We start from the raw sequence: 21,876 nt of genomic DNA on the forward strand, positions 1-21,876 counted from the left end.
TTCAAGATGTGCAGGGTTCATCTGGCGCGGGCGGGGGGCTCAAGGCTTGAGGTCGTCCCCGGCCAGGCGGGCGATGCATTGGATCTCGTCCTCGCTCAATGGCATGACGGAAAGGCGGGCACGGCGGACCAGGTGACTGTCGGCCAGCTCGGGCTTCTCCTTCAGGCGCGCGATGGGAAGTGCACTGCGCAGCGAACGCAGATAGCGCAGGCGCGGAGCGACCCAGCGCGGCGTCTTGCCGGCCTCGAGGTCCGCCATCTGGCGAGGGTCGAAGCCCTTGTGCTCGGGGTCGCTGGCTGTCGGGTCCGGCAGGGCGAGCTCGCTGACCACGGCCAGCCCGACCACTGCAGGTACCTTGCAGCTGGAGTGCTGGATGAGCACGACATCCCCGAGCTGCATCTCGCGCAGGAAGTTGCGCGCCTGATAGTTGCGCACGCCATCCCAGAGTGCCGGCGACTCGCGGCGCAGGTCTTCCAGCGAGAAGGCGTCGGGTTCGGTCTTGACCAGCCAGTGGCGCATGCAGGCACTCCTTCGAGACTGACGTGATGAGTGTGAAGGTGATGGGCGTGGAGAATGGGAGGAATGAGGACCGGGCGCTGGCCTCGTCGATATCCTCGCACAGGAATGTCACGCATACGAAAAAGGCCTGATGCAGGGCATCAGGCCTTTCGAATTCTTGGTAGCGGGGACCGGATTTGAACCGATGACCTTCGGGTTATGAGCCCGACGAGCTACCAGACTGCTCCACCCCGCAACACTGGGTACTGCCTTTGCTCCAACTCTGACGCATCAGAGGTTGGTAGCGGGAACCGGATTTGAACCGATGACCTTCGGGTTATGAGCCCGACGAGCTACCAGACTGCTCCATCCCGCAACATCACGTTGTTTCCCAAGTGCCGAAACTGCTGGCGCTTGCTGGTAGCGGGGACCGGATTTGAACCGATGACCTTCGGGTTATGAGCCCGACGAGCTACCAGACTGCTCCACCCCGCATCAACGTGGGGCGTAGTATAAGGATATACAGTGCTGAGTCAACCGTTATCCCGTAATCAGCCGGAAGACTTTCCTGAGGCGGCCAGGCGATGGGGGGGAGCGAGGGTGATGGAATTGACCTCAATCAATGTGAGAGATCTGCTACATACTTTCCGTGGGAATCCTGTCCATACTGAGAGTGACACGCCTCGCGCAGGGCGGTGACAGTCTTCACCGAGCGCACGGTTGTCGCCATGCTGTCAGAGACGCCTGTCAGTGTTTGTCGTTACCGGAAGATCGCCAGCCAGTCGATGAGCGATCAACGGCGAAATGCCATGCTGTGCTCCCTTGCGGGCACAGGACGTTCCAGGAACAGGGAGAGACAATAACATGACGCAAACAGCACCCGTTGCATGGGTCACCGGTGGCACCGGTGGCATCGGTTCCGCCATCTGTCGTGAGCTGGCGAGCCAGGGGTACCAGGTGATTGCCGGTTACAGGAACAAGGAAAAGGCAGAAGGCTGGTTGCAGGAACAGCGTGCTGCCGGGTTCGAGAACATCGCGCTTTCCGGTATCGAGCTGGACAACTTCGAAGCCTGTCAGGCAGGCGTCAATGAAATTCGCGAGCGCTTCGGGCCGGTGGCCGTGCTCGTCAACTGCGCAGGGATCACGCGTGATACCTCCATGCGCAAGATGAGCTACGAGCAGTGGCGCGAAGTCATCAACTGCAACCTCGATAGCGTCTTCAATACCTGCCGTGCCGTCATCAATGACATGCTGGAGCACAAGTACGGCCGCATCGTGAACATTTCCTCCATCAACGGCCGCAAGGGCCAGTTCGGTCAGGTGAACTACTCGGCGGCCAAGGCGGGCATGCATGGTCTGACCATGGCGCTGGCACAGGAAACCGCGACCAAGGGCATCACCGTCAATACTCTGTCGCCGGGCTATATCGCCACCGACATGATCATGAAGATTCCGGAAGAGATTCGTGAATCCATCCGCGAGACGATTCCGGTCAAGCGTTATGGTCAGCCGGACGAGATCGCTCGCGCGGTGGCGTTCCTCGCGGACGAGAAATCCGGTTTCATCACCGGTGCCAATCTGGACATCAATGGTGGCCAGTTCATGGGCTGATGTCCGTTCGTGCTCATGCGCCCCGGCGTCTCGTGACGTACCCGCAGGGTGGCAGAACCCGGCAGGGCGGAAGAGGCCATCAAGCGTACAAGAGGCCGCAGAGCGCACTCACAGGAACCAGGATCTGACAGGAGAGGGGCAAGCGCACTTTTCCTGTCGTGAACACCACGAAGCCCCCGTCTCGAGGAGAGACGGGGGCTTCGTGGTCGTAGGGTGTCGGTCAGCTGACTGTCTATGCCGACCCGACGCCGTCAGTGGTTGAACAGGGCATCGAAGCGCGGCAACTCGGCCTGCCAGGCTTCCCAGTCCAGCGGACCATTGGCCAGCAGCGCATCCAGCACCTCGTCGAGTTCCTCATCACGCTCAAGGCGCTCGCCCAGTTGCTGATTGATGCGGGCCACCTGAACGGTCAGGCGCCGTGATTCGTCTTCCGCACCCAGCGGCGCCTCGAACAGGATCGCCAGATGGACACGCAGCTCCGCGAGGCGCTCATTGGCGGCGTTGGCGCTGACCGGCTCGGCACGGCGCATCTGGTTGCGCGCGGCATTGGCCTGGCGGCTGGCATCGTCGAACGCCGGTGAGTCGGGGAGTTCGACATCCTCGATATTGCCCTGGCGTGCACTGGCATCGGCGACGGCATGTTGCTCCAGCAGGTCGCGCCACTGCTGCCATTCCTGGCGCAGCTGCTGGGCATGGAGTTCATCCAGGCGCTGTTCGCGACGCTTGAGAATGCCATTCCAGCGTCGACGCATGCCGTCACCGCGCTTGCCACGCGGCAGGGCGCCCAGCGCGTCGGCTTCCTTGAGGGCGTCGTCCAGCTGGGCGGCGTCTTCCAGGGTCGTCGGTTCCCAGCTATCGAGGCGCTCGATCAGGGCCTGCCATTGTTCGAGGCGGACCTGCTCGCGCGTGTCACGCGCTTCACGGTCCTGATCACGTGCGGCGAAGATGCGGTCGCAGGCGGCGCGGAAGGCAGACCACAGGCGTTGCTCCTCGCCCTTGGGGGCACGGCCCAGTTCCCGCCAGCGAGTCTGCAGTGCCTTGGCCTGCTCGGCGCGCGCACGTGCCGGAGCGTCTTCATCGGCCAGCGCTTCGGCGGCGTCCACCAATGCCTGCTTGGCCGCGGCGATCTCGCCGGCGCGCTGGTCGATCAAGCCTTGCAGCGCGGTCAGCGCTTCACCGAAGCGATGCGACAGCTGGCGGCCCGGGCCTGCCGGTACCGGAGTGTGACGGCGCCACTCTTCGCGTGCGCGGTCGCGGATCTGGCGCAGGGCGTCCGGGTCCGCATCGCCCATGGCGTGCCCATTGAGCGATTCCAGCTGCTCACAGAGCGCCTCACGCATGGCAAGGTTGTGCTCGCGTGCCTGCTTGCGCGCTTCGCGGTAATCCTGCAGCTGTTGCTTGATGCTGTCCGAGGCGCTGCGGAAGGACTGGCTGGACTCACGGCTGGCAGCGGCATCGCCCAGGCTGCGCCACTGCTGAATCAGTTGCTGATGCTGGCGGTCGCGCTGCTCATCACTGAGGTCCTCGCGCTCGGCCAATGTGGTGATGGCTTCCAGCAGCTGTTCACGCTTGGGAGCGGCGACGAAGTTCTGCCAGTCACGCAGCTCCGCGACGCGAGCGCCCAATTGACGAAGGCGCGTCTGACGCTCGCTGTCGAGCTGGCCTTCGGTGCGGTCGCGCAGTGAACGATGCAGGCGACTGGCGGGCTTGAGCTTGCCGGCTTCCAGGTAGGTGTCCAGCTGATCCAGTTCGGCGCTGATGGCTTCCAGATCAAGCGTTCGGGGCTTGTCGCTGCTGTCCGTGGCAGGCTCATCGGTCGCGGCGGCCTCGTCGGCACTCTCTTCACCGGTCGTCGCCGGCGGTGCAGCTGCCTCCAGCGCCTGGCGCACGGCATGCAGCGTTCTGGTGAGCGGCAGCTCTGCCGGCCAGGCGATCTCACGCTCGAGACGTGCCATCTGCTCCAGGTCATTGTCGACCAGCGCCGCGTCCATCTCGCCCTGACACAGCTGATGGCGGTACCAGGCATCGAGCGGGTCCTGCAGCTGTTGCTGCAGGCGCTGATGACGTTCGAGCAGCTCGGCAGGGGCCGAGAACTGGTCGGTCAGCTCGCGCCAGCGTTCGCCTTGCAGACGACGCTGAGCCTGAAGGCTGGCGAAGTCATGATCATTGACGCACTCGCGACTGAGGAGGTCCGCGCGCGCCTGGTGCAGGGCCGTGAGGATCTCTTCCAGGTGGGTGCTCAGGTTGGCACTCAGGCGTTCATGCTCACGGATGGCCTGTTCGCGGGCTTCGTGATCGCTGATGACCTTGTACGCCTGCAGACGCGCTTCCTCGAAACGCTGCTGGACGTCGTGGTCGGCGGCCGGCAGTCGCTCCCACTCGCGCAGCAGTGAGCGATAGCGTGATGGCACGCTGTCTTCCCAGGCCTGACGCGGCAGCTTCTCCATCTGGCGCAGCAGGTTGTCACGGCTGGCATTGAGAGCGTCTGCCTGCTGGGCATCCGCGCGGCGCTGGGCGAGCGTGTCGCGGGCCTGACGCTGGACGTGACGATCGCGTCTGGCGCCGCGCACCAGCTGCTCCAGCCCGTCCTGACTGGTGATGCGAGCGGCGGCGGCATGGCGCACCGCCGCGATGCTGTTGTGGCAGGCCTGATGGATCAGGGCGGCTTCATCGGTGAGACGTTCCAGCGCGACCAGACGCAACTGTTGATTGTCCCCGCGCGCCGCGATGGCGGCCAGCAGCTCATTGTCATCGAGGCGTGCGACCAGCTGTTCGCGATCCAGCAGGGAGGGGGCATCCTGACCACCGCTCAGCAGCTCGACGAGTCGCTCGCGTACCAGCCCGTCGGCCCGGTCCAGCAGCGGCAGCAGTCGCTCCGGTGTCGCCATGCGTGCCAGAGCGGCATGACGCACCTCAAGCGCAGGGTCCTCGAGAATCAGAGACTCGAGTATCTGGCGCTGATCCGGCGTTTCAGGGTCCAGCTGGGCCGCGGCAGCGGAGCGAATGGTCGGGTTGGCATGCTGCCAGCGAGGGGCGAACAGGCGGCCAGTGAGGCGGGAAAGCAGTCCGGTCATGAGAGAGCGGTTATCCAGGCAAAAAAATAGAGGGGCGCAACAGCGGCCAGTCACTCGGACAGGACCAGGACACTCGGGTCTGTCGGTGAACCGGGGTGACGGCGCATGAATTTCGTCACCCCGCTATCTTATCAGTCACGAGGCCATGTTGTGTGGTCTCACGCGCCCATCGGTGCAGGGAAACCGGGGGAGAGTGTCTGCCGAGCGCCTTCGCGCGGGATGAGTCAGGTCATCACGAGATGACTCTTTCGTGCGTCGTGGCCTCGCGACACCTGACAGTGTGGACTGCTGGCCGTATCATCAGTTGCAGCGCCGTGTCAGCTCACATAGCTTTGTTCAGCAGAGCGATGGTTCATGAAAGGCCATTCCTCGCTCGGGTGATACGTCATCACGAAGCTCGCTTCCTGCAGAAGTCGCACTGCGTCGCGGGGAGATGGGGCGTCCGGCCTCGGCGTTTCACCGCATGAGTCGTCGGGCAGGTACCTGCCTGCCGGGCAGATGGCCTTCTGCTTCGGGATGCCATCCCAGGGATGTCTCGAGCGTCACGAGCTTCTTTCACGAGTGTCGGAGGGTGTCACTTCCCTCACGCAACCCGGAGTCAGGTCATGAGTCTCAGTACGGACAGGGCCTCCCAGGCCTTCACCTTCAAAGGCGGCATGCTGCCGATGACGGTCATGGAACTGGTCAGTGGAGACCCGGAGCAGATCCGTGCCCAACTGGTCAGCAAACTCAGCCAGTCCCCCGCCTTCTTTCAGCACACGCCGGTGGTGTTGAGCGTCGAGAAGCTCGACGAGCCGCACCTGGCGCTGGAGCGTATCTGCGCCGTGTGTCGCGGCCACAAGCTGTTGCCGGTGGCGGTGCGCGGTGGTGGCGACCCGGTGCGCCAGTCTGCCTGGGCATTGGGTCTCGGGTGGTTCCCGCCCCAGGAAAATCGCGGCCGGACGCTGGAGTCCGTGCCGCCGGTCACGACTGTCGAGCCTGAGGCGAAAGCGACTCCCGCCGACGAGCCAGAGGCGACTGTCGCGGACGAAAAAGCCGCGGTCGTTGAGGTGCCGGCCCATGCCAGCAAGGTTTACCGTGGTACCGTGCGCTCAGGGCAGCAGGTCAGCGCGCCAGAGGGTGATCTGGTGATCATCGGTGCCGTGAATGCCGGTGCCGAGATTCTGGCCGCCGGCAGCGTGCACATCTATGGCGCCCTTCGCGGCCGGGCGCTGGCCGGCATCCATGGCGATCGCAACGCCAGCATCTACTGCAAGGAACTGCATGCCGAGCTGCTTTCGGTAGCGGGAACCTACAAGCGCCTGGACGACATCGACAATCGTCTGCTGGGTGCCAGTGTCGAAGTCGTGCTCGAACACGACCAGCTTTGTATCGCACGCCTCGGTTGAGTGATGCCGGCGTGCCTCGAACGATATCCAATATTTACCGGTGATCCCCGTTTCACGGGGGACTCTCAGCAAGGAAGATACCTTTGGCCAAGATTATCGTAGTGACGTCAGGCAAGGGCGGAGTCGGCAAGACGACCAGCGCCGCCGCCATTGCCACCGGACTGGCTCTGCGCGGCAACAAGACCGTCGTGATCGATTTCGATGTGGGTCTGCGCAACCTGGATCTGATCATGGGTTGCGAGCGGCGCGTGGTCTACGACCTCGTCAACGTCATCCAGGGCGAGGCCAATCTCAAGCAGGCGCTGATCCGCGACAAGCGCATCGACAACCTGCATATCCTTCCGGCCTCCCAGACCCGTGACAAGGATGCGCTGACGCTGGAAGGCGTCGAGAAGGTGCTCGAAAGCCTGCGGGAAGAATTCGACTACGTCATCTGTGACTCCCCGGCCGGTATCGAGCGCGGTGCCCAGCTGGCGATGTACTTCGCGGATGAAGCGGTGGTGGTCACCAACCCGGAAGTCAGCTCGGTGCGCGATTCCGATCGCATCATCGGTCTGCTGTCTTCCAAGACACGCCGTGCCGAGAACGGCGATTCTCCGGTGCGCGAACACCTGTTGATCACCCGCTACCATCCGGCGCGCGTGACCGGGGGTGACATGCTGAATCTGACGGACATCCAGGAAATCCTGTCGATCCCGCTGATCGGCCTGATTCCCGAGTCGGAGGCCGTGCTGCGCGCCTCCAACCAGGGGGTGCCGGTGACCCACGACCAGAAGAGCGATGCTGGTCAGGCCTATGTGGACTGCGTTTCCCGCCTGTTGGGCGAGGAAGTCCAGCTGCGCTTCCATGAAGTCGAGAAGCGCGGTCTGCTGGCCAGAATGTTTGGAGGGGGGCGCAAGTGAAATTACTGGATTTTCTGAAGCGAGAGCGCAAGAAGACGGCCAATGTCGCCAAGGAGCGGCTGCAGATCATCGTGGCTCACCAGCGCAGTCAGCGTGACCAGCCGGATTACATGCCGATGCTGGAGCGTGAGCTGCTGGAGGTGATTCGCAAGTACGTTCAGGTCGATCAGGATGCCATCAACATCTCGCTGGACCGCGAGGATGATTGTTCGGTGCTCGAGCTGAACGTCACTCTGCCGCGCCCCGGCGAGGCATGAGCAGACTCGATAACCGCTGATTCGTACGACTTTCCTGCCAGAACATCGCCCCCCTCGGGCGCGGTGTTCTGGCATGTGCATTTTCTGACCGTCCGCGTGGAGATTTCCTGTGGCAGAGCCCACCTTCCTGTGGCACGACTACGAGACCTTCGGTGCTGACCCGCGCCGCGACCGTCCATCGCAGTTTGCCGCCATTCGTACTGATGCGGAGCTCAACGAGATCGGTGAGCCGCTGACGCTCTTCTGCAAGCCCGCTGACGACTTCCTGCCTCATCCGATGGCGTGCCTGATCACGGGGATCACGCCGCAGCAGGCCGAGCGTCGCGGCCTGCCGGAGGCCGAGTTCGCCGGGCGCATCAACGACGAGATGAGCGTGCCGGGCACCTGCTCGGTGGGCTACAACAGCCTGCGTTTCGATGATGAAGTCAGCCGTCACCTGTTCTATCGCAACTTCCTCGACCCCTACGGGCGTGAGTGGCAGAACGGCAATTCGCGCTGGGACCTGATCGATGTGGTGCGCGCCTTCCATGCGCTGCGCCCCGAGGGGATCGAGTGGCCGCGACGCGAGGACGGAGCCCCCAGCTTCCGTCTGGAAGATTTGACGGCCGCCAATGGCATCGAGCATGCCGGCGCGCACGATGCCCTGGTCGATGTGCGGGCCACCATCGCCCTGGCGCGTCTGCTCAAGTCACGCAATGCCCGGCTGTTCGAGTATCTGCTCAAGCTGCGCAACAAGCGTCATGTCGCCAGCCTGCTGGACATCGGTGCGCGCAAGCCGATGCTGCACATCTCACGTCGCTATCCGGCCTCGCGAGCATGCGGTGCGCTGGTGGTGCCGCTGGCGGAGCACCCCTCCAATGCCAATGGCGTCATCGTCTATGACCTGTCGGTGGACCCGGCACCGCTGATGGATCTCACTCCCGAGGAGATTCGGGCGCGGGTGTTCGCCAGTGCGGATGACCTGGCGGAAGGTGAGGAGCGCATCCCCCTCAAGGTCATTCATCTCAACAAGAGCCCGGTGCTGATGCCGGCGACGGCGCTCAAGGATGTCTCCGGCCCTCACCAGGGGGAATACGGCGAGATCGTCGCGCGCCTCAAGCTCGACCCTGCACGATGTCGTGAGCACTGGAAGTGGCTCAAGGACAATGCGGGGGTCGGCGTGAAGGTCGCCCAGGTGTTTGCCGAGACGCCGCCGGCCGGCCCGGCTGACCCGGACCTGATGCTCTATTCGGGAGGCTTCTTCTCGCCCGCGGACCGCAAGGAGATGGAGCGCGTGCGGGCTTCTCACCCCGAGGCACTGGATGACACGCCCTTCGCCTTCCAGGATGGGCGACTCGAGGAGATGCTGTTCCGCTACCGCGCACGCAGCTACGGCTACACGCTTGATTCAGCCGAGCGGGAGCGCTGGGAGCAGTGGCGCTGGGAGCGCATGAATGACGAGCAGGTCGCCAGCCTGACCGTGAAGGGCTTCGTCAGCGAGATCCAGCGTCTGGCCCAGAACGAGCAGGATCCGGCGCGCGTGCAGATTCTGGAAGAACTGGCGATGTATGTGGAAGGTATCATGCCGCCACAGGCCTTTGGCTGATTCTCGAAATTCTCGCAGCCACAACGACACGACCCCGGCGAATTCGCCGGGGTCGTGTCGTTCATCTCTCGGAAAAACTGACGCTCCACTCGTCTCTGATCTGCTCTTCACTTCACGGCTCCGTCCTTCACGGAAGCGTTCTGACTGACCCGCCTGGCCGTCGGGCATGCACGCGTGGCGCGATCAATGCTGGGCATTGCCCGCAGGTTGCGCCGAGGGAGCGGCGGTGGTGGCACCGTGCTCGGCACGTGGCGCCTCCGGCAGCAGGGGAAGCGCGAGCGTCGGCAGGCGCTGATCGAAGTCGCTGGGGATCTCGGGATCAAAGGCCAGTTCCAGTGGCGCCGCCTGAGTCACCTGCTGCCAGGCGTCACGGATATCCTGGACGCTGACCTGCTCCACGGCGTGGATCAGCTGCTGGCGGCGATCAAAGTCGGTCCAGCCGAAGCTCAGTTCGCTCCAGTTGCGTGATGCAAGCTCGGAGAGGCGGCGCGGCTTCTGCTCGAGACCATCGATCACTGCGCTGCGATAGCTGGCGAGCGTGGCCTCATCCAGCGCCGTGATGCGCTCATCGAAGGTCGTGAAGAAGGCATCCATGCGCGAGAACAGGGTCTTGCTGTCCTTGGAAGGCGACTGGACCAGCAGGCTCAGGCCCGGGGCATCCAGCATGGGGGAGTAGCTGGCCGAGACGATGTAGCCCAGTTGCTCATCGGTGCGCAGCCGGCTGTAGAACGGGGCTTCGATCAGCTGGCCCAGCACGGCCAGACTGGCCTGACTCTCGAGCGTGCGATCCTTGCCCTGCAGGTAGCGCAGTGCGCCGGCATCGCCGCGTGAGCTCTCCGGTCGCAACGCGAGGGGCTGGTCCACCCGGTGGATGGCAAGCTCCGGGATGCCGTCGCGCGTGACGCGGGGGGCCAGGCCATTGATCACCAGCTGACCGGTCTCGCGTGCCTGAGTGTCGCTCAGGTTGCCTGTCACCATGGCCTGGACATGCAGGCGTGCCAGGAAGCGCTTGCGGAAGGCGTCCAGACGTTCGCTGGTGACCTGCTCCAGCACGTCCTGCTGCTGCGAGACGGTGGTGGGCTGGCCGACCAGCGCTTCACTGAGACTGCGGCCCAGCTGCGTATACAGGGGCGCCTGGGCGCGATTGCTCAGGCTGCGTGTCATGCGCTGCGTGATGCGTGCCAGTCGTTGAGAGTCGATGTCACCATTGACCAGTTGATCCAGCACCTCGCGCATTTCCGGCTGCTGGCCGTCGCGCCAGCCACTGAACTGCAGCGTGATGCCGCGGCCATGGGCATAGGCCAGAGCATCCTGTCCGGCCAGACGTGCCGGGTACAGGCGGGCATTCAGGCTGTCGTTCAGCCATGCCGCCAATACGCGACTCATGACTTCATCCTCGACCGAGGCACTCACGGCGGGGTTGAGCAGCCCGAAGCGCCACTCGGCCTTCGGGACCCCGAAACTGTCATCACCCTGATACCAGAGTTCGGCGCCGGGCTCGTCGATCAGCTGACGTGGCGGCGCATCGGGCAGATTCAGGACCTGGAAGTCGCTGGCCAGATAAGGATTGGGGGCCGGAAGGGCAAGCCGGGCGGCCAGCGAGGGATCGTCACCGGCACGGGCGACGGCATCGTCCGTGAGGCGCGTCAGGGTATAGGGCGCCTTGAACCATTTGCTCTGTTGCTCTCCCGTGACATCAGGGCCGGAGTAGACCTCCAGCAGATTCTCTGGCGTCAGGCGATCAAGGGTCGACTCGATCAGCTCGGCGTCATAGTCCTGCATCAGGTAGGGCGCGGCCAGCACATCCTTGACCGGATAGCGCGTCATCATCATGGCCAGGCTGCTGGCCAGGTCCACGGGAGAGCTGCGCTGCTGGAAGCGGAATTCCTGCTCGCCCAGCGCCGCCTGCTCCTTGTAGCGCCACTCCTCCAGGCCCTGCTGGCGAATCAATGCCAGATAGTCGAACAGCGCGGCGCGGATTTCCGGCTGGTGCCGGGCGCCCTCGGGCGTCAGGGTGACATTGATGCTGAGCAGGGCATTCTCGCCATCGCTCGGGCCGCCGCCGGCCGAGAGCCCATCCGCCCAGCCCTTGTCCTTGAGCACCGCCAGCAGGCTGCCTTCCCCTTCATGTCCGATGAGATTGGCAAGGTAGCTGACCGGTTTGACGCGATACTGTGCGACGGGGTCCTCGATGGGGAACATGAAGTCGAGCTCGCGCTCCTGCTTGAGTGCCTTGACCTCCACGCGTGCGGGCAGCTCATCGGCAGTGACCAGCGGCGCGTCGATCTGTGGCCGTGAGAGCTCGCGATTCGGGACATCGGAGAAGTTGTGGCGCGTCAGTGACTCCAGCGTGTCCAGCGTTTGGGGGCCGACCAGGGTGAGGCGCATCACGCCGGCGCCGTAATGCGCCTGATAGAAGTCCACCAGGCGTTGGCGCAGGCTGCCGGCCTCGCTGTCCTTGAGTGTCTCGAGGCTGCCGACGCTGAAGCGGTTGAAGGGGTGTTCTGGATTGAGCGCCTGCTCGACAGCCTCATTCACGCGCCGCCCGTCATCCTGCAGGCGTGCCTGATATTCGGAATGCACGGCATGACGCTCGCGGTCGACGTAGTCGGCATTGAACTGTGGTGCGACGAAGAAGCGGGCAAAGCGCGGCAGGGCCTCGGCGAAGGCATCCGGTGCGATATCGAAGAAGTAGTTGGTGTCCTGGCTGGCGGTGAAGGCGTTGTGCTGTCCGCCGTGACGGGTGATGAATTCCTGATAGGCATCAGGCTCTGGATAACGATCGGTGCCGAGGAACAGCATATGCTCGAGGAAGTGAGCAAGTCCGGGAACGTCATCGGGGTCCTGGGCGCTGCCCACCTCCACGTCCATGGCAGCGGCAGCCTTGTCAGCCGCCGGGTCGCTCACCAGCAGCACCTTGAGGCCATTGTCGAGCGTCAGGCTGCGATAGTCGCGCTGGTCATTGGCGCTCTTGATCACCGGGCCTGCCTGGGTGATGGCAGAGGCCGCGGTGGCTGTCGTCATGGAGGACGGTGCGGGGGGCGTGGAGGAATCGGCCAGGCTGACGCCGGGCGACAGGCCGGTGATGACGATGGCGGCAATGGCAGCGCTCAATGCGAGCGGACGGAATCCTGATGGCAAGGACATCTTCTCTCCTGGTTCACGGCACCGATGACACTGGCATGGTGGTTCGATAAGGGCGATTCATGCGTCGCAAGCGCGTAGGTAGATCAGCAACGCCTCACGAGCAGCGCAGGTCCGAGGATGTGCTCCCCTCCTGGCGATACGCGTGTCTGACCGGCCTGGATTCAGCGTTCCCGATCTGAGCATGCTGTCCGGGCGCCGAGTGGCGTCTCTCAGCTCAGCATCGGGCCGGTGGGGTGCGCGACGCTCCATTCCTGGTGTGCGGGATCATTGACCCGGCGAGCGACGGGGAAGGCCGCGAGGCTGGCGTCCGGTGTCAGCATGGCACGTACCCTGTCCAGCGGGGTATCGGCGCTCAGCCATTCCCGCACCTGATGCGGTGCGATCACCGCCGGCATGCGGTCGGTCAGACGTGCGGTGACACCCGCGCACGCCACGCTGATCAAGGCGAAGCTGTCGCGCCCCTCGGGGGGCAGTCCCTCCATCAGCGGGGGGCTGAAGTGGCGGGTCCACAGCGCGGCGAGCAACAGCGGAGCGCGGGTGGCGTGCGTGACCAGAAAGGGCTGCTTCATGCGCGGCTGTTCCTTCCAGACATAGACCCCACCGACGGGAATCAGTGCCCGTTGACTGGTAAAGGATTCGCGGAACATGCGTCGCGTTTCCAGCGACTCGGCGCGCGCCACGTGGGGCGCGTGGTCCATGACCTCCAGCCAGCTGGGCGTCAGCCCCCAGAGCGCTGGCACCTGGCGAAGCCTCGGGCCTTCCAGGCGCAGCATCGAGACCGGCAGGCGCGGAGCGCGATTGGCGCTCACCAGGCGCTCCTCCCGCAGCTGACGCGTGAGGGCAGGCGTCGCGAGTGATCCGAACAGTTCACTGGGCGGCAGGTCTTCGGGAAACGGGGGAAGGTACAGGCGTCCGGCCACGGAAATCCTTTGAGATGAAGGGCAGGGGGGGAACATGCAGGGCGACGCATTGCCCAATCATGAGCGCGAGAGCCCCGCTGCACGCGGCAGTCGCCAGCATGCCACACCTTGGTGGCGCTTGCGTTTGTGCTCAGTCTCGATATGCTGGACGGAAACACTGTTCGATTCAATGGCTGACACGGGGCGCTTCAAGAGCAGGATGCTCAGGTATCGTGACTCTCTCTGCCAACCCGCGCAGTCCGGACACACACCGCGCCAGATTCGCTGCGCGGTAACGCATCTCAGCACCAGAGGAATTCGATGGCCCGTCCACGTCAGCATGCACCGGAAGCGCTGCATGCGCGGGTAATGGAGACATGCGATGAATGGCTCAAGCAGCAGCCCGTTCACGCCTTGTCCTTGCGCAACCTGGCTCGCGAAGTCGGTTGCGCCCCCAGTACCCTGCTCAAGCTCTACGGCAGTTTTGGCAACCTGCTCCAGCACGTCAATCTGACGACCCTGGACCGTCTGCGCGATGCGATTGCCGGGCAGGAGACCCCGAGCCCCTCCCAGCGTCTCAAGGCATTGGCGCGAGCCTATTGGGGCTTTGCCCAGCGCGACCCCTATCGTTGGCAGCTGCTGTTCGATTTCCCGCTGGCTCAGGAAGGGGAGCTCGATCAGCGTCAGAACGCCATGATCGAAGGCTTGTTCGAGCGAGTGGAGCTGGCTCTGGTCGAGTACGCTCCCAAGGTGGAGTCAGTGGAAGCCAAGCGCATGGCGCGAACCCTGTGGGGCAGCGTGCATGGCCTGGTCCAGCTGGGCATGAATGAACGCCTGGGTCTGTGGCAAGGACAGCCGCTGGAAGTCACGGAACTGCTCGACCAGCTGCTGGATACCATGCTGGCGGGGCTCAAGGTGCGCAGCGAGGCTGCAGGCTCGGGGGATGCCACGGAAGCAGGGCGATGAGTCGAGACCTTCTGCGGCGGCCACGCTTTGCCCCCTTCTTCTGGACCCAGGCCCTCGGGGCCTTCAATGACAATCTCTTCAAGAACGCGCTGCTGCTGCTGCTGACCTTCGTGGTCATCGAGCAGCGCGGTTGGGACACCGGCGTCGTCAACAATCTGGCCGCCGGGTTGTTCATCCTGCCTTTTCTGCTGTTTTCCGCCTGGGGCGGCCTGCTGGCGGACCGCCTCGACAAGCAGCGGCTGATCGTCAGGCTCAAGTGGCTGGAGCTTGCCACCATGAGCGTGGCGGCGGGTGCCTTGATCTTCGAGGCCTGGGAGCTCTTGCTGGCGCTGCTGTTCATGATGGGCACCCAGTCCGCGCTGTTCGGCCCGGTCAAGTACGCCATCCTGCCTCAGCATCTCAAGGCCGATGAGCTGGTCAGTGGCAACGCCTGGGTTGAACTGGGTACCTTCCTCGCCATTCTGGTCGGTACCTTGGCGGCTGCGGCCTTGATGGCGCTGGGCGGTGAGTTGGCGCGCTGGGCGCTGTCGGCATCGCTGGTGTCGCTGGCGGTGCTGGGCGTACTGGCTGCCATGCGCATTCCGCCGGCGCCTTCCGCTTCTCCGGGGCCGGTGCCCTGGCGGCCGCTGTCCGGCAGCGTGGCGGTGATGCGCGAGGGGCTGAGCAATCGTCGGCTACGCTGGGCGCTGCTCGGCATCAGTGCGTTCTGGTTCCTCGGTGCGAGCTATCTGACGCAATTGCCGGCGTATGCGCGGGATATCGTCCATGGGGCCGAAGGGGCGACATCGGCCCTGCTGGCGGCCTTTGCCATCGGCATTGGTCTGGGGTCGCTGGCCTGTGAGCGTGTCTCGCGTGGACGACTCGAGACAGGGCTTGTGCCCTTCGGGGCGCTGATCATCTTTGCCGGCGGGCTGGACCTTGCCTTGCGCCCGGCGCTGGCTGAGGCCCAGATGGCCACGCCGCTGATCGAGCTGCTGGGCATCGCCGGATTCTGGCGCATGTGGCTGGATCTCGGCGTCATCGGCTTCGGGGGCGGCCTGTATATCGTGCCGCTCTACACGCTGTTGCAGCTGCGCAGCCCCGAGGACCATCGCGCGCGCATGATCGCGGCCAACAATGTGCTCAATGCCTTGCTGATGGTGCTCTCGGCCGGTGCCGGCATTCTGGTGCTGGGCGTGATGGGGCGTGATATTCCGGACTTCCTGCTGCTGCTGTCCTTGATCAGTGGATTGATCGCGGTGATCTGCATGCTGCGTGACCCGCGGCCCTTCCTGCGGCTGATCATCTTCATCCTCATTCACCTGATGTATCGGCTGCACCTCAAGGGGCGCTGGCGGATACCGGCGGAAGGCGCGGCACTGGTGGTGTGCAACCACGTCAGCTTCATGGATGCGCTGATACTCGGCGGCGCCAGCCCGCGCCCATTGCGGTTTCTGATGGATGCCGAGATCTATCACTCTCCCTGGCTCAAGTGGTTCTTCCGCATTGCGGGGGCCATTCCGGTGGATTCCTCGCGCAAGGACCCCGCCGGTGTGCGTCGTTCACTGGAAGAGGTCGGCAAGGCGCTGCGCGATGGCGAGGTGGTCATGATCTTCCCGGAAGGCAAGCTGACGCGAGATGGGGAAGTGGGACGCTTCCGGCGTGGGCTGGAGCTGATCCTCGCGCGTGATCCGGCGCCGGTGATCCCGATGGCTCTGGGGGGCTTGTGGGGGTCGTGGTTCTCCCACGGCGGCGGGCCGGCCTTTGCCAAGTGGCCGCGTCGTCTGCGTGGTCGGGTGGAGTTGTGCGTCGGTCGCACCTTCGCGCCGGAGAACGTCAAGGCTGCGGAGCTGGAAGAGGCCGTGCGCGATCTGCATCGCAAGGCGACACGCTTGGCGGACTGCCAATGACGGGGTGAAGCTGCTCTGGTCGAGGGTGACTGCCCCCTCACGTGGTGAGCGCGAGAGCGTTCCCTGAAAAAAAGACGCCGTCCGTGGCTTCACGGGCGGCGTCTTTGCGTATGCGGTTCACGTTCTGCGGACAGTGATGGCGCTTACGCGGGGGCGCTGGAGCTGCTGCCGTGGGCGGCAGGCTGATTGGATGGCGCGGTGTGGCGGGTGACCCAGAAGCCGATGCCGCCCACCAGGCATGCGGCAAGCATGACCAGCGGTACCGGCAGCATGTTGGAGCCGTTCAGCCACAGGCTGGCAATCGCACCGTAGAGTCCGCCGCCTAGGAAGAGCGCGGTGCCCGAGATGGCGTTGGCGACCCCGTGGCCGCGGGTGAACAGCGACTGGTAGTCCGCCATCACGTTGGGGGTGATCATGGCGCCTGCGCCAAGTACCACCAGCATGCCGGGAATCAGGGTGGCGGCGCTGATCGTGCCAGTGAGGCCCAGTCCCAGCAGCCAGGTGATGCCGGTCAGCTGGACGCTCAATGCCAGCTTGACCAGCGTGCGCGTGCGCAGGTGCTTGAGGCCGAGGTGATTGAGACGGTTGCCGACGAACATCGCGACCACATTGGCGCCGAAGGCCAGCGCGAACTGCGGCGGTGTCATCCCGAGTAGCCCTTGATACAGGTAGCTGGCATTGGTGATGAAGGTGAACATGATGCCGGGCCCGCACAGGATCAGCATCAGGTGCCCCGGGACTCCCCGGGTGGTGAGGACGTCGCCATAGCTGCGCAGCACGTTGCGTGGTCTGAAGGGCGTGCGCTCGCTGGCGGGGTGGGTCTCCGGCAGCCAGCGATGGATGATCAGACCGACTATCAGCCCGTAGACTCCCAGCGTGAAAAAGATCGTCGTCCAGTGGCTCAGCGAGATCACCAGGGCGCCCAGGGATGGCGCTATCAGTGGCGCCGTCATCAGTACCATGGTCACGTTGGTCATCAGGCGCGCGGCGTCCTTGCCGGTCGCGACGTCTCTCACCACGGTGCGCGAGACACCGCCGGTCATGCCGGTGGCGATGCCCTGAAGCACTCGCCAGACCAGCAGCCAGTGGAAGTCTCGTGTCAGTGCGCAACCGAGTCCGGCGACGAGAAACAGCACGAAACCAGTCAGGGCGACGGGGCGGCGTCCGAGACTGTCGGACAGCGGGCCACCGCCCAGCTGACCCATCGCGTAGCCGAAGAAGAACATGGTGATGGTCAGGCCGATGCGATGCTCGTCCACACCGAAGTCGCCTGCCATGGAAGGCATGGCGGGTAGATAGGCGTCGGTCGCCAGAGGCGCGAGCGCCACCATCAGTGCCAGCATCAGCGTGAAGCGTGCGGGGTGGTGGTGCAGGACAGTCGTCGGGGAAGAGGCTTGGGTCATGAGGGCCATTTGCGGGTAGTGGGCAGTGCAGGAAAAGGTGGTCCGGCGATCCGGCGATCCGGCGATCCGGCGGCCCGGCGATCCGGCGGCCCGGCGTTCCGGGCAGGCACAGGATAGCGTGTGTCTCCGGCATTGGCCGCCCCGTGGCGTGCAACACCGCATTGCAATGGACGTGAACGCGAAGGGCCCGCCAGATGGCGGGCCCTTCGCGCATGACGCTGCAACGTTACCCAGCAGGCGCTGGATCAGGTACGCGTGGTGCGCGAGGCCTGCCAGCAGCGTGCCGAGGTGATCTGGTTGTCCTTGACCTGCTGGATCTCGATGCGGGTCGTGCCGATGGCCAGACTGGCTGGCGCATCCGGGAAGGATTCCAGGTGCTCGAGGATCAGGCCATTGAGCGTCTTGGGGCCATCGGTCGGCAGCTGCCAGCCGATGGCCTTGTTGATCTCGCGGATGTTGGCGGTACCCTCGATCACGTAGCTGCCGTTGTCCTGAGGATGGATTTCCTGATGGGTGCCGGCCACGTCGGTGGTGAACTCGCCGACGATCTCCTCAAGGATATCCTCCAGTGTCGCCAGCCCCTGCACATCGCCATACTCGTCGACCACGATGCCGATGCGGCGCTTCTGCTTCTGGAAATTGAGCAGCTGGGTATGCAGCGGGGTGGATTCCGGGATGAAGTAGGGCTCGCGGGCCTCCTGGATGATGGAGGCCTTGGTGACCTCGTCCAGTGACAGGAAACGGGCCGCATTGCGCAGGTGCAGGATGCCGATGATGTTGTTGATGTCACCCTTGTAGATCGGCACTCGTGTGTGCTGACTGGCGCGGATATGACTGAGAATGATGTCGAGATCATCATCGAGGTCGATACCGAAGATTTCCTGACGCGGCACCATGATGTCATCGACGGTGACGTTCTCGAGGTCGAGGATCGACAGCAGCATGCCCTGGTGACGGCGCGGGATCATGCTGCCAGCCTCGTGGACCACGGTGCGCAGCTCGTCACGGGTCAGGCTGTCGGCCCCGCCGCTGACATCGCGAACGCCGAACAGGCGCAGCAGGCCATTGGAAATGCCATTGACCAGCCAGACCAGCGGATAGAGCAGCTTGAGCATGGGTTCGAGAATCACCGACGCCGGATAGGCGATACGCTCGGGATTCACGGCGGCCATGGTCTTGGGCGTCACTTCGGCGAAGATCAGCACCACGATGGTGAGGACGGCAGTGGAGATGGCAGGGCCGGAGACATCACCGAAGTAATGGATGGCAATGATGGTGGCCAGAGACGCTGCCAGATTGTTGACGAAGTTGTTGCCGATCAGGATGACGCCGATCAGACGGTCCGGGCGAGATAGCAGGCGGGTGACGCGCTTGGCGCCGCGCTCACCGCTCTTCTCGCGGTGGCTCAGGCGATAGCGGTTGATCGACATCATGCCGGTCTCGGAGCTCGAGAAGAAGGCAGACAGGAAGATCAGGATGACCAGCAGGCCGAACAGCAGCCCCAGCGGGGTGTCGTCGCTCAAGAGTGAAGGGTCCTCGGTGGCGGATTTACGCGCATGATACTGCTGCCGTGACGGCAATGCACCAGCTGCTGCGGGTGCTGCCCGTCACGACAGCGACGCTCAGTGGGAAAACACGACCTGCAGGGCGAACTTGGTGCCGAAGAAGGCCAGCGCCAGCACCAGGCAGCCGCCCAGCGTCCAGCGCGCCGCGCGCTGTCCGCGCCAGCCCAGGACATGATGGCCGAACAGCAGCACGGCGAAGATCACCCAGGCGCCGAAGCTCAGGACCGTCTTGTGCGCGAGGTGCTGGGCGAACAGGTTGTCGAGGTAGATCATGCCGCTGAGAATCGACACGCTGAGCAGGATCATTCCGGCCCAGATCAGCTCGAACAGTGCGCGCTCCATGCTGGTCAGTGCGGGCAGTACCTGGACGATGCCGCGGGTGTGACGCTTCTTCAGCGCATGTTGCTGCAATGACAGCAGACCGGCCTGCATGGCCGAGATGCTGAAGAAGGCCAGTGCCGCCACCGAGGTGAGGATGTGGGCGATGAGCCCCGCGGAAAGTGGATTCTCGGTATTGGCGCTGGGAAGATTCATCACGCCAAGGACGCAGATGGCCGCCACGGGGAAGAGGGCGGCACCGCCGGCAATCACCGGCTTGAACATGCTGGCCAGGATCAGCAGCAGGCTGATGGCCCAGCTGACCAGCGAGGCGCTCTCGAACAGTCCGAGGTGCAGCTCGCCGCCATGGCTGATGGTGAGCCAGACGATCACGGCATGGCAGGCGACGGCTACCAGTGCCAGGCCGCGTACCAGACGTGGTCTGGACGGTACCCGGCGGATGAGCGTCAGGCCCTGCCACAGGCCGGCGCCGAGATAGAAGATGATGGCCAGAAAGGCAAAGGGCAGAGCCTGCATGTGCTGTTGTCCAGGTGCCGAGGATGTACGAGGAGGCAGGTCCTGTACGAGACGCTGCCTATATGATGTGACTATACCGAATGCACTCATGTGATTGCATCCACGCCACGCGCTTTGAGGAGGCTGGCGGAGCCGTGTCGGGGAGAGAATTCCCGGCGAGAGAGGATTTGGTCGGCGCTTGAGTGTCCCCATCATGGAGACAGACCCGCCCTGTGCGTATAATGCGCCACAGGATGAACCATTCACGCGCTGGGGCGTCATGCCGTGACCCCCGGAATCGAGGACAGCACTGTCCTCGAGCCGCTGCGAGCGGCCCCCAGACGTCCCTAGCCGGAGAGGCCCATGTTTCAAAGTTTGAGTGATCGCCTGTCGCAGACGCTGAAGTCGATTACCGGCCAGGCCAAGCTGACGGAAGACAACATCAAGGACACGCTGCGTGAAGTGCGCCGTGCGTTGCTTGAGGCGGATGTCGCACTGCCGGTGGTCAAGGCCTTCATCGACCGCGTGCGCGAGCGTGCCGTCGGTCAGGAAGTGTCCAAGAGCCTGTCGCCGGGTCAGCAGTTCGTCAAGATCGTCCAGCAGGAGCTGGAAGCGATCATGGGCGAAGCCAATGAAGGTCTGGTGCTCAAGGGCAGCCCGGCCGTCATTCTGATGGCGGGTCTGCAGGGTGCGGGCAAGACGACCACCGTCGCCAAGCTGGCGCGTTATCTGCGTGAGCGCGAGAAGAAGAAGGTGCTGGTGGTCTCGGCGGACGTCTATCGTCCGGCCGCCATCGACCAGCTGGAAACGCTGGCCAGGGAAGTCGAGGTGGATTTCTTCCCCTCCGACTCCTCTCAGCAGCCTGTCGCCATCGCTGAAGCGGCGATGAAGCACGCGCGTATCCAGTTCCACGACGTGGTGCTGGTGGATACCGCCGGCCGTCTGCATGTCGATGCCGACATGATGGACGAGATCGCGGCGCTGCATCGCAGCGTCAATCCTGATGAGACGCTGTTCGTCGTCGATGCGATGACCGGTCAGGATGCCGCCAATACCGCCAAGGCCTTCCATGAAGCCCTGCCGCTGACCGGTGTCGTGCTGACCAAGGCCGATGGTGATGCGCGTGGTGGTGCGGCGCTGTCCGTTCGCCACATCACCGGCAAGCCGATCAAGTTCATGGGGATGGGGGAGAAGGTCGATGCCCTCGAGCCCTTCCACCCGGACCGCATCGCCTCGCGCATCCTCGGCATGGGCGACATGCTGTCGCTGATCGAGGAAGCCGAGCGCAGCGTCGACAAGACCAAGGCCGAGCAGCTGGCCAAGAAGGTCCAGAAAGGCTCGGGCTTCGATCTCGAGGACTTCCGCGATCAGCTTCAGCAGCTCAAGAACATGGGTGGCATGGGCAGCCTGATGTCCAAGCTGCCGGGCATGGGGCAGCTGGCGGAAGTCGCTCAGAGCCAGGCCAGCGAGAAGGAGCTGGGCAAGCTCGAGGCGATGATCAACTCCATGACACCCAAGGAGCGTCGCAACCCGGATCTCATCAATGGCTCGCGCAAGCGTCGCATCTGCATGGGCTCCGGTACCCAGGTGCCGGACCTCAATCGTCTGCTCAAGCAGCACAAGCAGATGGCCAAGATGATGAAGAAGGCCGGCAAGAAAGGTGGCATGCAGAAGATGATGCGTGGCATGTCCGGCATGATGGGCGGCGGCGGCCCCGGTGGCATGGGTGGCCCCGGCGGCATGGGCGGTCCCGGCGGGATGGGAGGCATGGGTGGCCCGGGCGGCGGACGCTTCCCGCGTCGCTGAGTCTCCGGCAAGGCACTGAGGTTCTCGCCGACAGGATTTCGTGGCGTCAGAG

The 21,876-nt window shown here is 64.2% G+C and carries 15 protein-coding genes and 3 tRNA genes; 8 read left to right on the forward strand and 10 right to left on the reverse strand.

The window, feature by feature from the left end:
* Positions 1–39 precede the first annotated feature (39 nt).
* From HXS66_RS16790 to HXS66_RS16805, 4 genes are all read right to left on the reverse strand, one after another.
* Positions 40–519 (reverse strand): EVE domain-containing protein, encoded by a 480-nt coding sequence (locus HXS66_RS16790; RefSeq protein WP_176504123.1) that lies wholly within the window; start codon positions 517–519, stop codon positions 40–42.
* A 158-nt stretch (positions 520–677) separates the two neighbouring features.
* A tRNA-Met gene (locus HXS66_RS16795) sits at positions 678–754 on the reverse strand.
* 43 nt (positions 755–797) lie between these two features.
* Positions 798–874: transfer RNA gene (locus tag HXS66_RS16800), tRNA-Met, on the reverse strand.
* Positions 875–916: 42 nt separating this feature from the next.
* Positions 917–993: transfer RNA gene (locus tag HXS66_RS16805), tRNA-Met, on the reverse strand.
* A 369-nt stretch (positions 994–1,362) separates the two neighbouring features.
* Here HXS66_RS16805 and phbB point away from each other — a divergent pair.
* The gene (gene phbB, locus HXS66_RS16810) at positions 1,363–2,109 is read left to right on the forward strand and encodes an acetoacetyl-CoA reductase (RefSeq protein ID WP_077373584.1); all 747 of its coding nucleotides are present in this window, start codon (positions 1,363–1,365) and stop codon (positions 2,107–2,109) included.
* Positions 2,110–2,360: 251 nt separating this feature from the next.
* Here phbB and HXS66_RS16815 read toward each other — a convergent pair whose 3' ends face one another.
* Positions 2,361–5,183, reverse strand: coding sequence for a DUF349 domain-containing protein (locus tag HXS66_RS16815; protein ID WP_176504124.1), 2,823 nt, complete (start codon positions 5,181–5,183; stop codon positions 2,361–2,363).
* Between the two features lie 605 nt (positions 5,184–5,788).
* Here HXS66_RS16815 and minC point away from each other — a divergent pair.
* The 4 genes from minC to sbcB all read left to right on the forward strand — a co-directional run bounded on the left by minC (position 5,789) and on the right by sbcB (position 9,315).
* Positions 5,789–6,571 carry a septum site-determining protein MinC gene (minC, locus tag HXS66_RS16820; RefSeq protein WP_077373590.1) on the forward strand — a complete coding sequence of 261 codons (783 nt, stop codon included), beginning with the start codon at positions 5,789–5,791 and terminating at the stop codon, positions 6,569–6,571.
* A gap of 83 nt (positions 6,572–6,654) precedes the next feature.
* Positions 6,655–7,473 (forward strand): septum site-determining protein MinD, encoded by an 819-nt coding sequence (minD, locus tag HXS66_RS16825; protein WP_077373593.1) that lies wholly within the window; start codon positions 6,655–6,657, stop codon positions 7,471–7,473.
* Positions 7,470–7,730 carry a cell division topological specificity factor MinE gene (gene minE / locus HXS66_RS16830; protein WP_043336475.1) on the forward strand — a complete coding sequence of 87 codons (261 nt, stop codon included), beginning with the start codon at positions 7,470–7,472 and terminating at the stop codon, positions 7,728–7,730. The genes minD and minE overlap by 4 nt, the downstream gene beginning before the upstream one ends.
* 109 nt (positions 7,731–7,839) lie before the next feature.
* Positions 7,840–9,315 (forward strand): exodeoxyribonuclease I, encoded by a 1,476-nt coding sequence (sbcB, locus tag HXS66_RS16835; protein WP_077373596.1) that lies wholly within the window; start codon positions 7,840–7,842, stop codon positions 9,313–9,315.
* 183 nt (positions 9,316–9,498) lie between these two features.
* Here sbcB and HXS66_RS16840 read toward each other — a convergent pair whose 3' ends face one another.
* Both HXS66_RS16840 and HXS66_RS16845 read right to left on the reverse strand, forming a co-directional pair.
* Positions 9,499–12,462: an insulinase family protein gene (locus HXS66_RS16840; protein WP_176504125.1), complete on the reverse strand. Its 2,964-nt coding sequence runs from the start codon at positions 12,460–12,462 to the stop codon at positions 9,499–9,501.
* 209 nt (positions 12,463–12,671) lie between these two features.
* Positions 12,672–13,382, reverse strand: coding sequence for an SOS response-associated peptidase (locus HXS66_RS16845; RefSeq protein ID WP_077373602.1), 711 nt, complete (start codon positions 13,380–13,382; stop codon positions 12,672–12,674).
* Between the two features lie 300 nt (positions 13,383–13,682).
* Here HXS66_RS16845 and HXS66_RS16850 point away from each other — a divergent pair, with 300 nt between their 5' ends.
* Together HXS66_RS16850 and HXS66_RS16855 are read left to right on the forward strand one after the other, a co-directional pair.
* A complete protein-coding gene (locus HXS66_RS16850; protein ID WP_077373605.1) occupies positions 13,683–14,327 on the forward strand; it encodes a TetR/AcrR family transcriptional regulator in 645 nt (214 codons plus the stop codon).
* On the forward strand, positions 14,324–16,216 hold the full coding sequence (locus HXS66_RS16855; RefSeq protein ID WP_136939732.1) for an MFS transporter: 1,893 nt from the start codon (positions 14,324–14,326) through the stop codon (positions 16,214–16,216). Before HXS66_RS16850 ends, HXS66_RS16855 begins: the two co-directional genes overlap by 4 nt.
* Positions 16,217–16,359: 143 nt before the next feature.
* Here the strand turns inward: HXS66_RS16855 and HXS66_RS16860 are convergent, their stop codons facing one another.
* The 3 genes from HXS66_RS16860 to HXS66_RS16870 all read right to left on the reverse strand — a co-directional run bounded on the left by HXS66_RS16860 (position 16,360) and on the right by HXS66_RS16870 (position 20,039).
* Positions 16,360–17,619: a multidrug effflux MFS transporter gene (locus HXS66_RS16860; RefSeq protein WP_176504126.1), complete on the reverse strand. Its 1,260-nt coding sequence runs from the start codon at positions 17,617–17,619 to the stop codon at positions 16,360–16,362.
* 245 nt (positions 17,620–17,864) lie between these two features.
* Positions 17,865–19,142, reverse strand: coding sequence for an HlyC/CorC family transporter (locus tag HXS66_RS16865; RefSeq protein ID WP_077373614.1), 1,278 nt, complete (start codon positions 19,140–19,142; stop codon positions 17,865–17,867).
* Between the two features lie 99 nt (positions 19,143–19,241).
* Complete coding sequence (locus HXS66_RS16870; RefSeq protein WP_077373617.1) at positions 19,242–20,039, reverse strand: inner membrane protein YpjD; 798 nt, start codon at positions 20,037–20,039, stop codon at positions 19,242–19,244.
* Between the two features lie 342 nt (positions 20,040–20,381).
* Here HXS66_RS16870 and ffh point away from each other — a divergent pair, with 342 nt between their 5' ends.
* Positions 20,382–21,824, forward strand: a complete 1,443-nt coding sequence (gene ffh, locus HXS66_RS16875) for a signal recognition particle protein (RefSeq protein ID WP_077373620.1) — start codon at positions 20,382–20,384, stop codon at positions 21,822–21,824.
* Positions 21,825–21,876 lie beyond the last annotated feature (52 nt).

This window comes from Cobetia sp. 5-11-6-3 (assembly GCF_013374055.1).
Lineage (GTDB): Bacteria > Pseudomonadota > Gammaproteobacteria > Pseudomonadales > Halomonadaceae > Cobetia > Cobetia marina.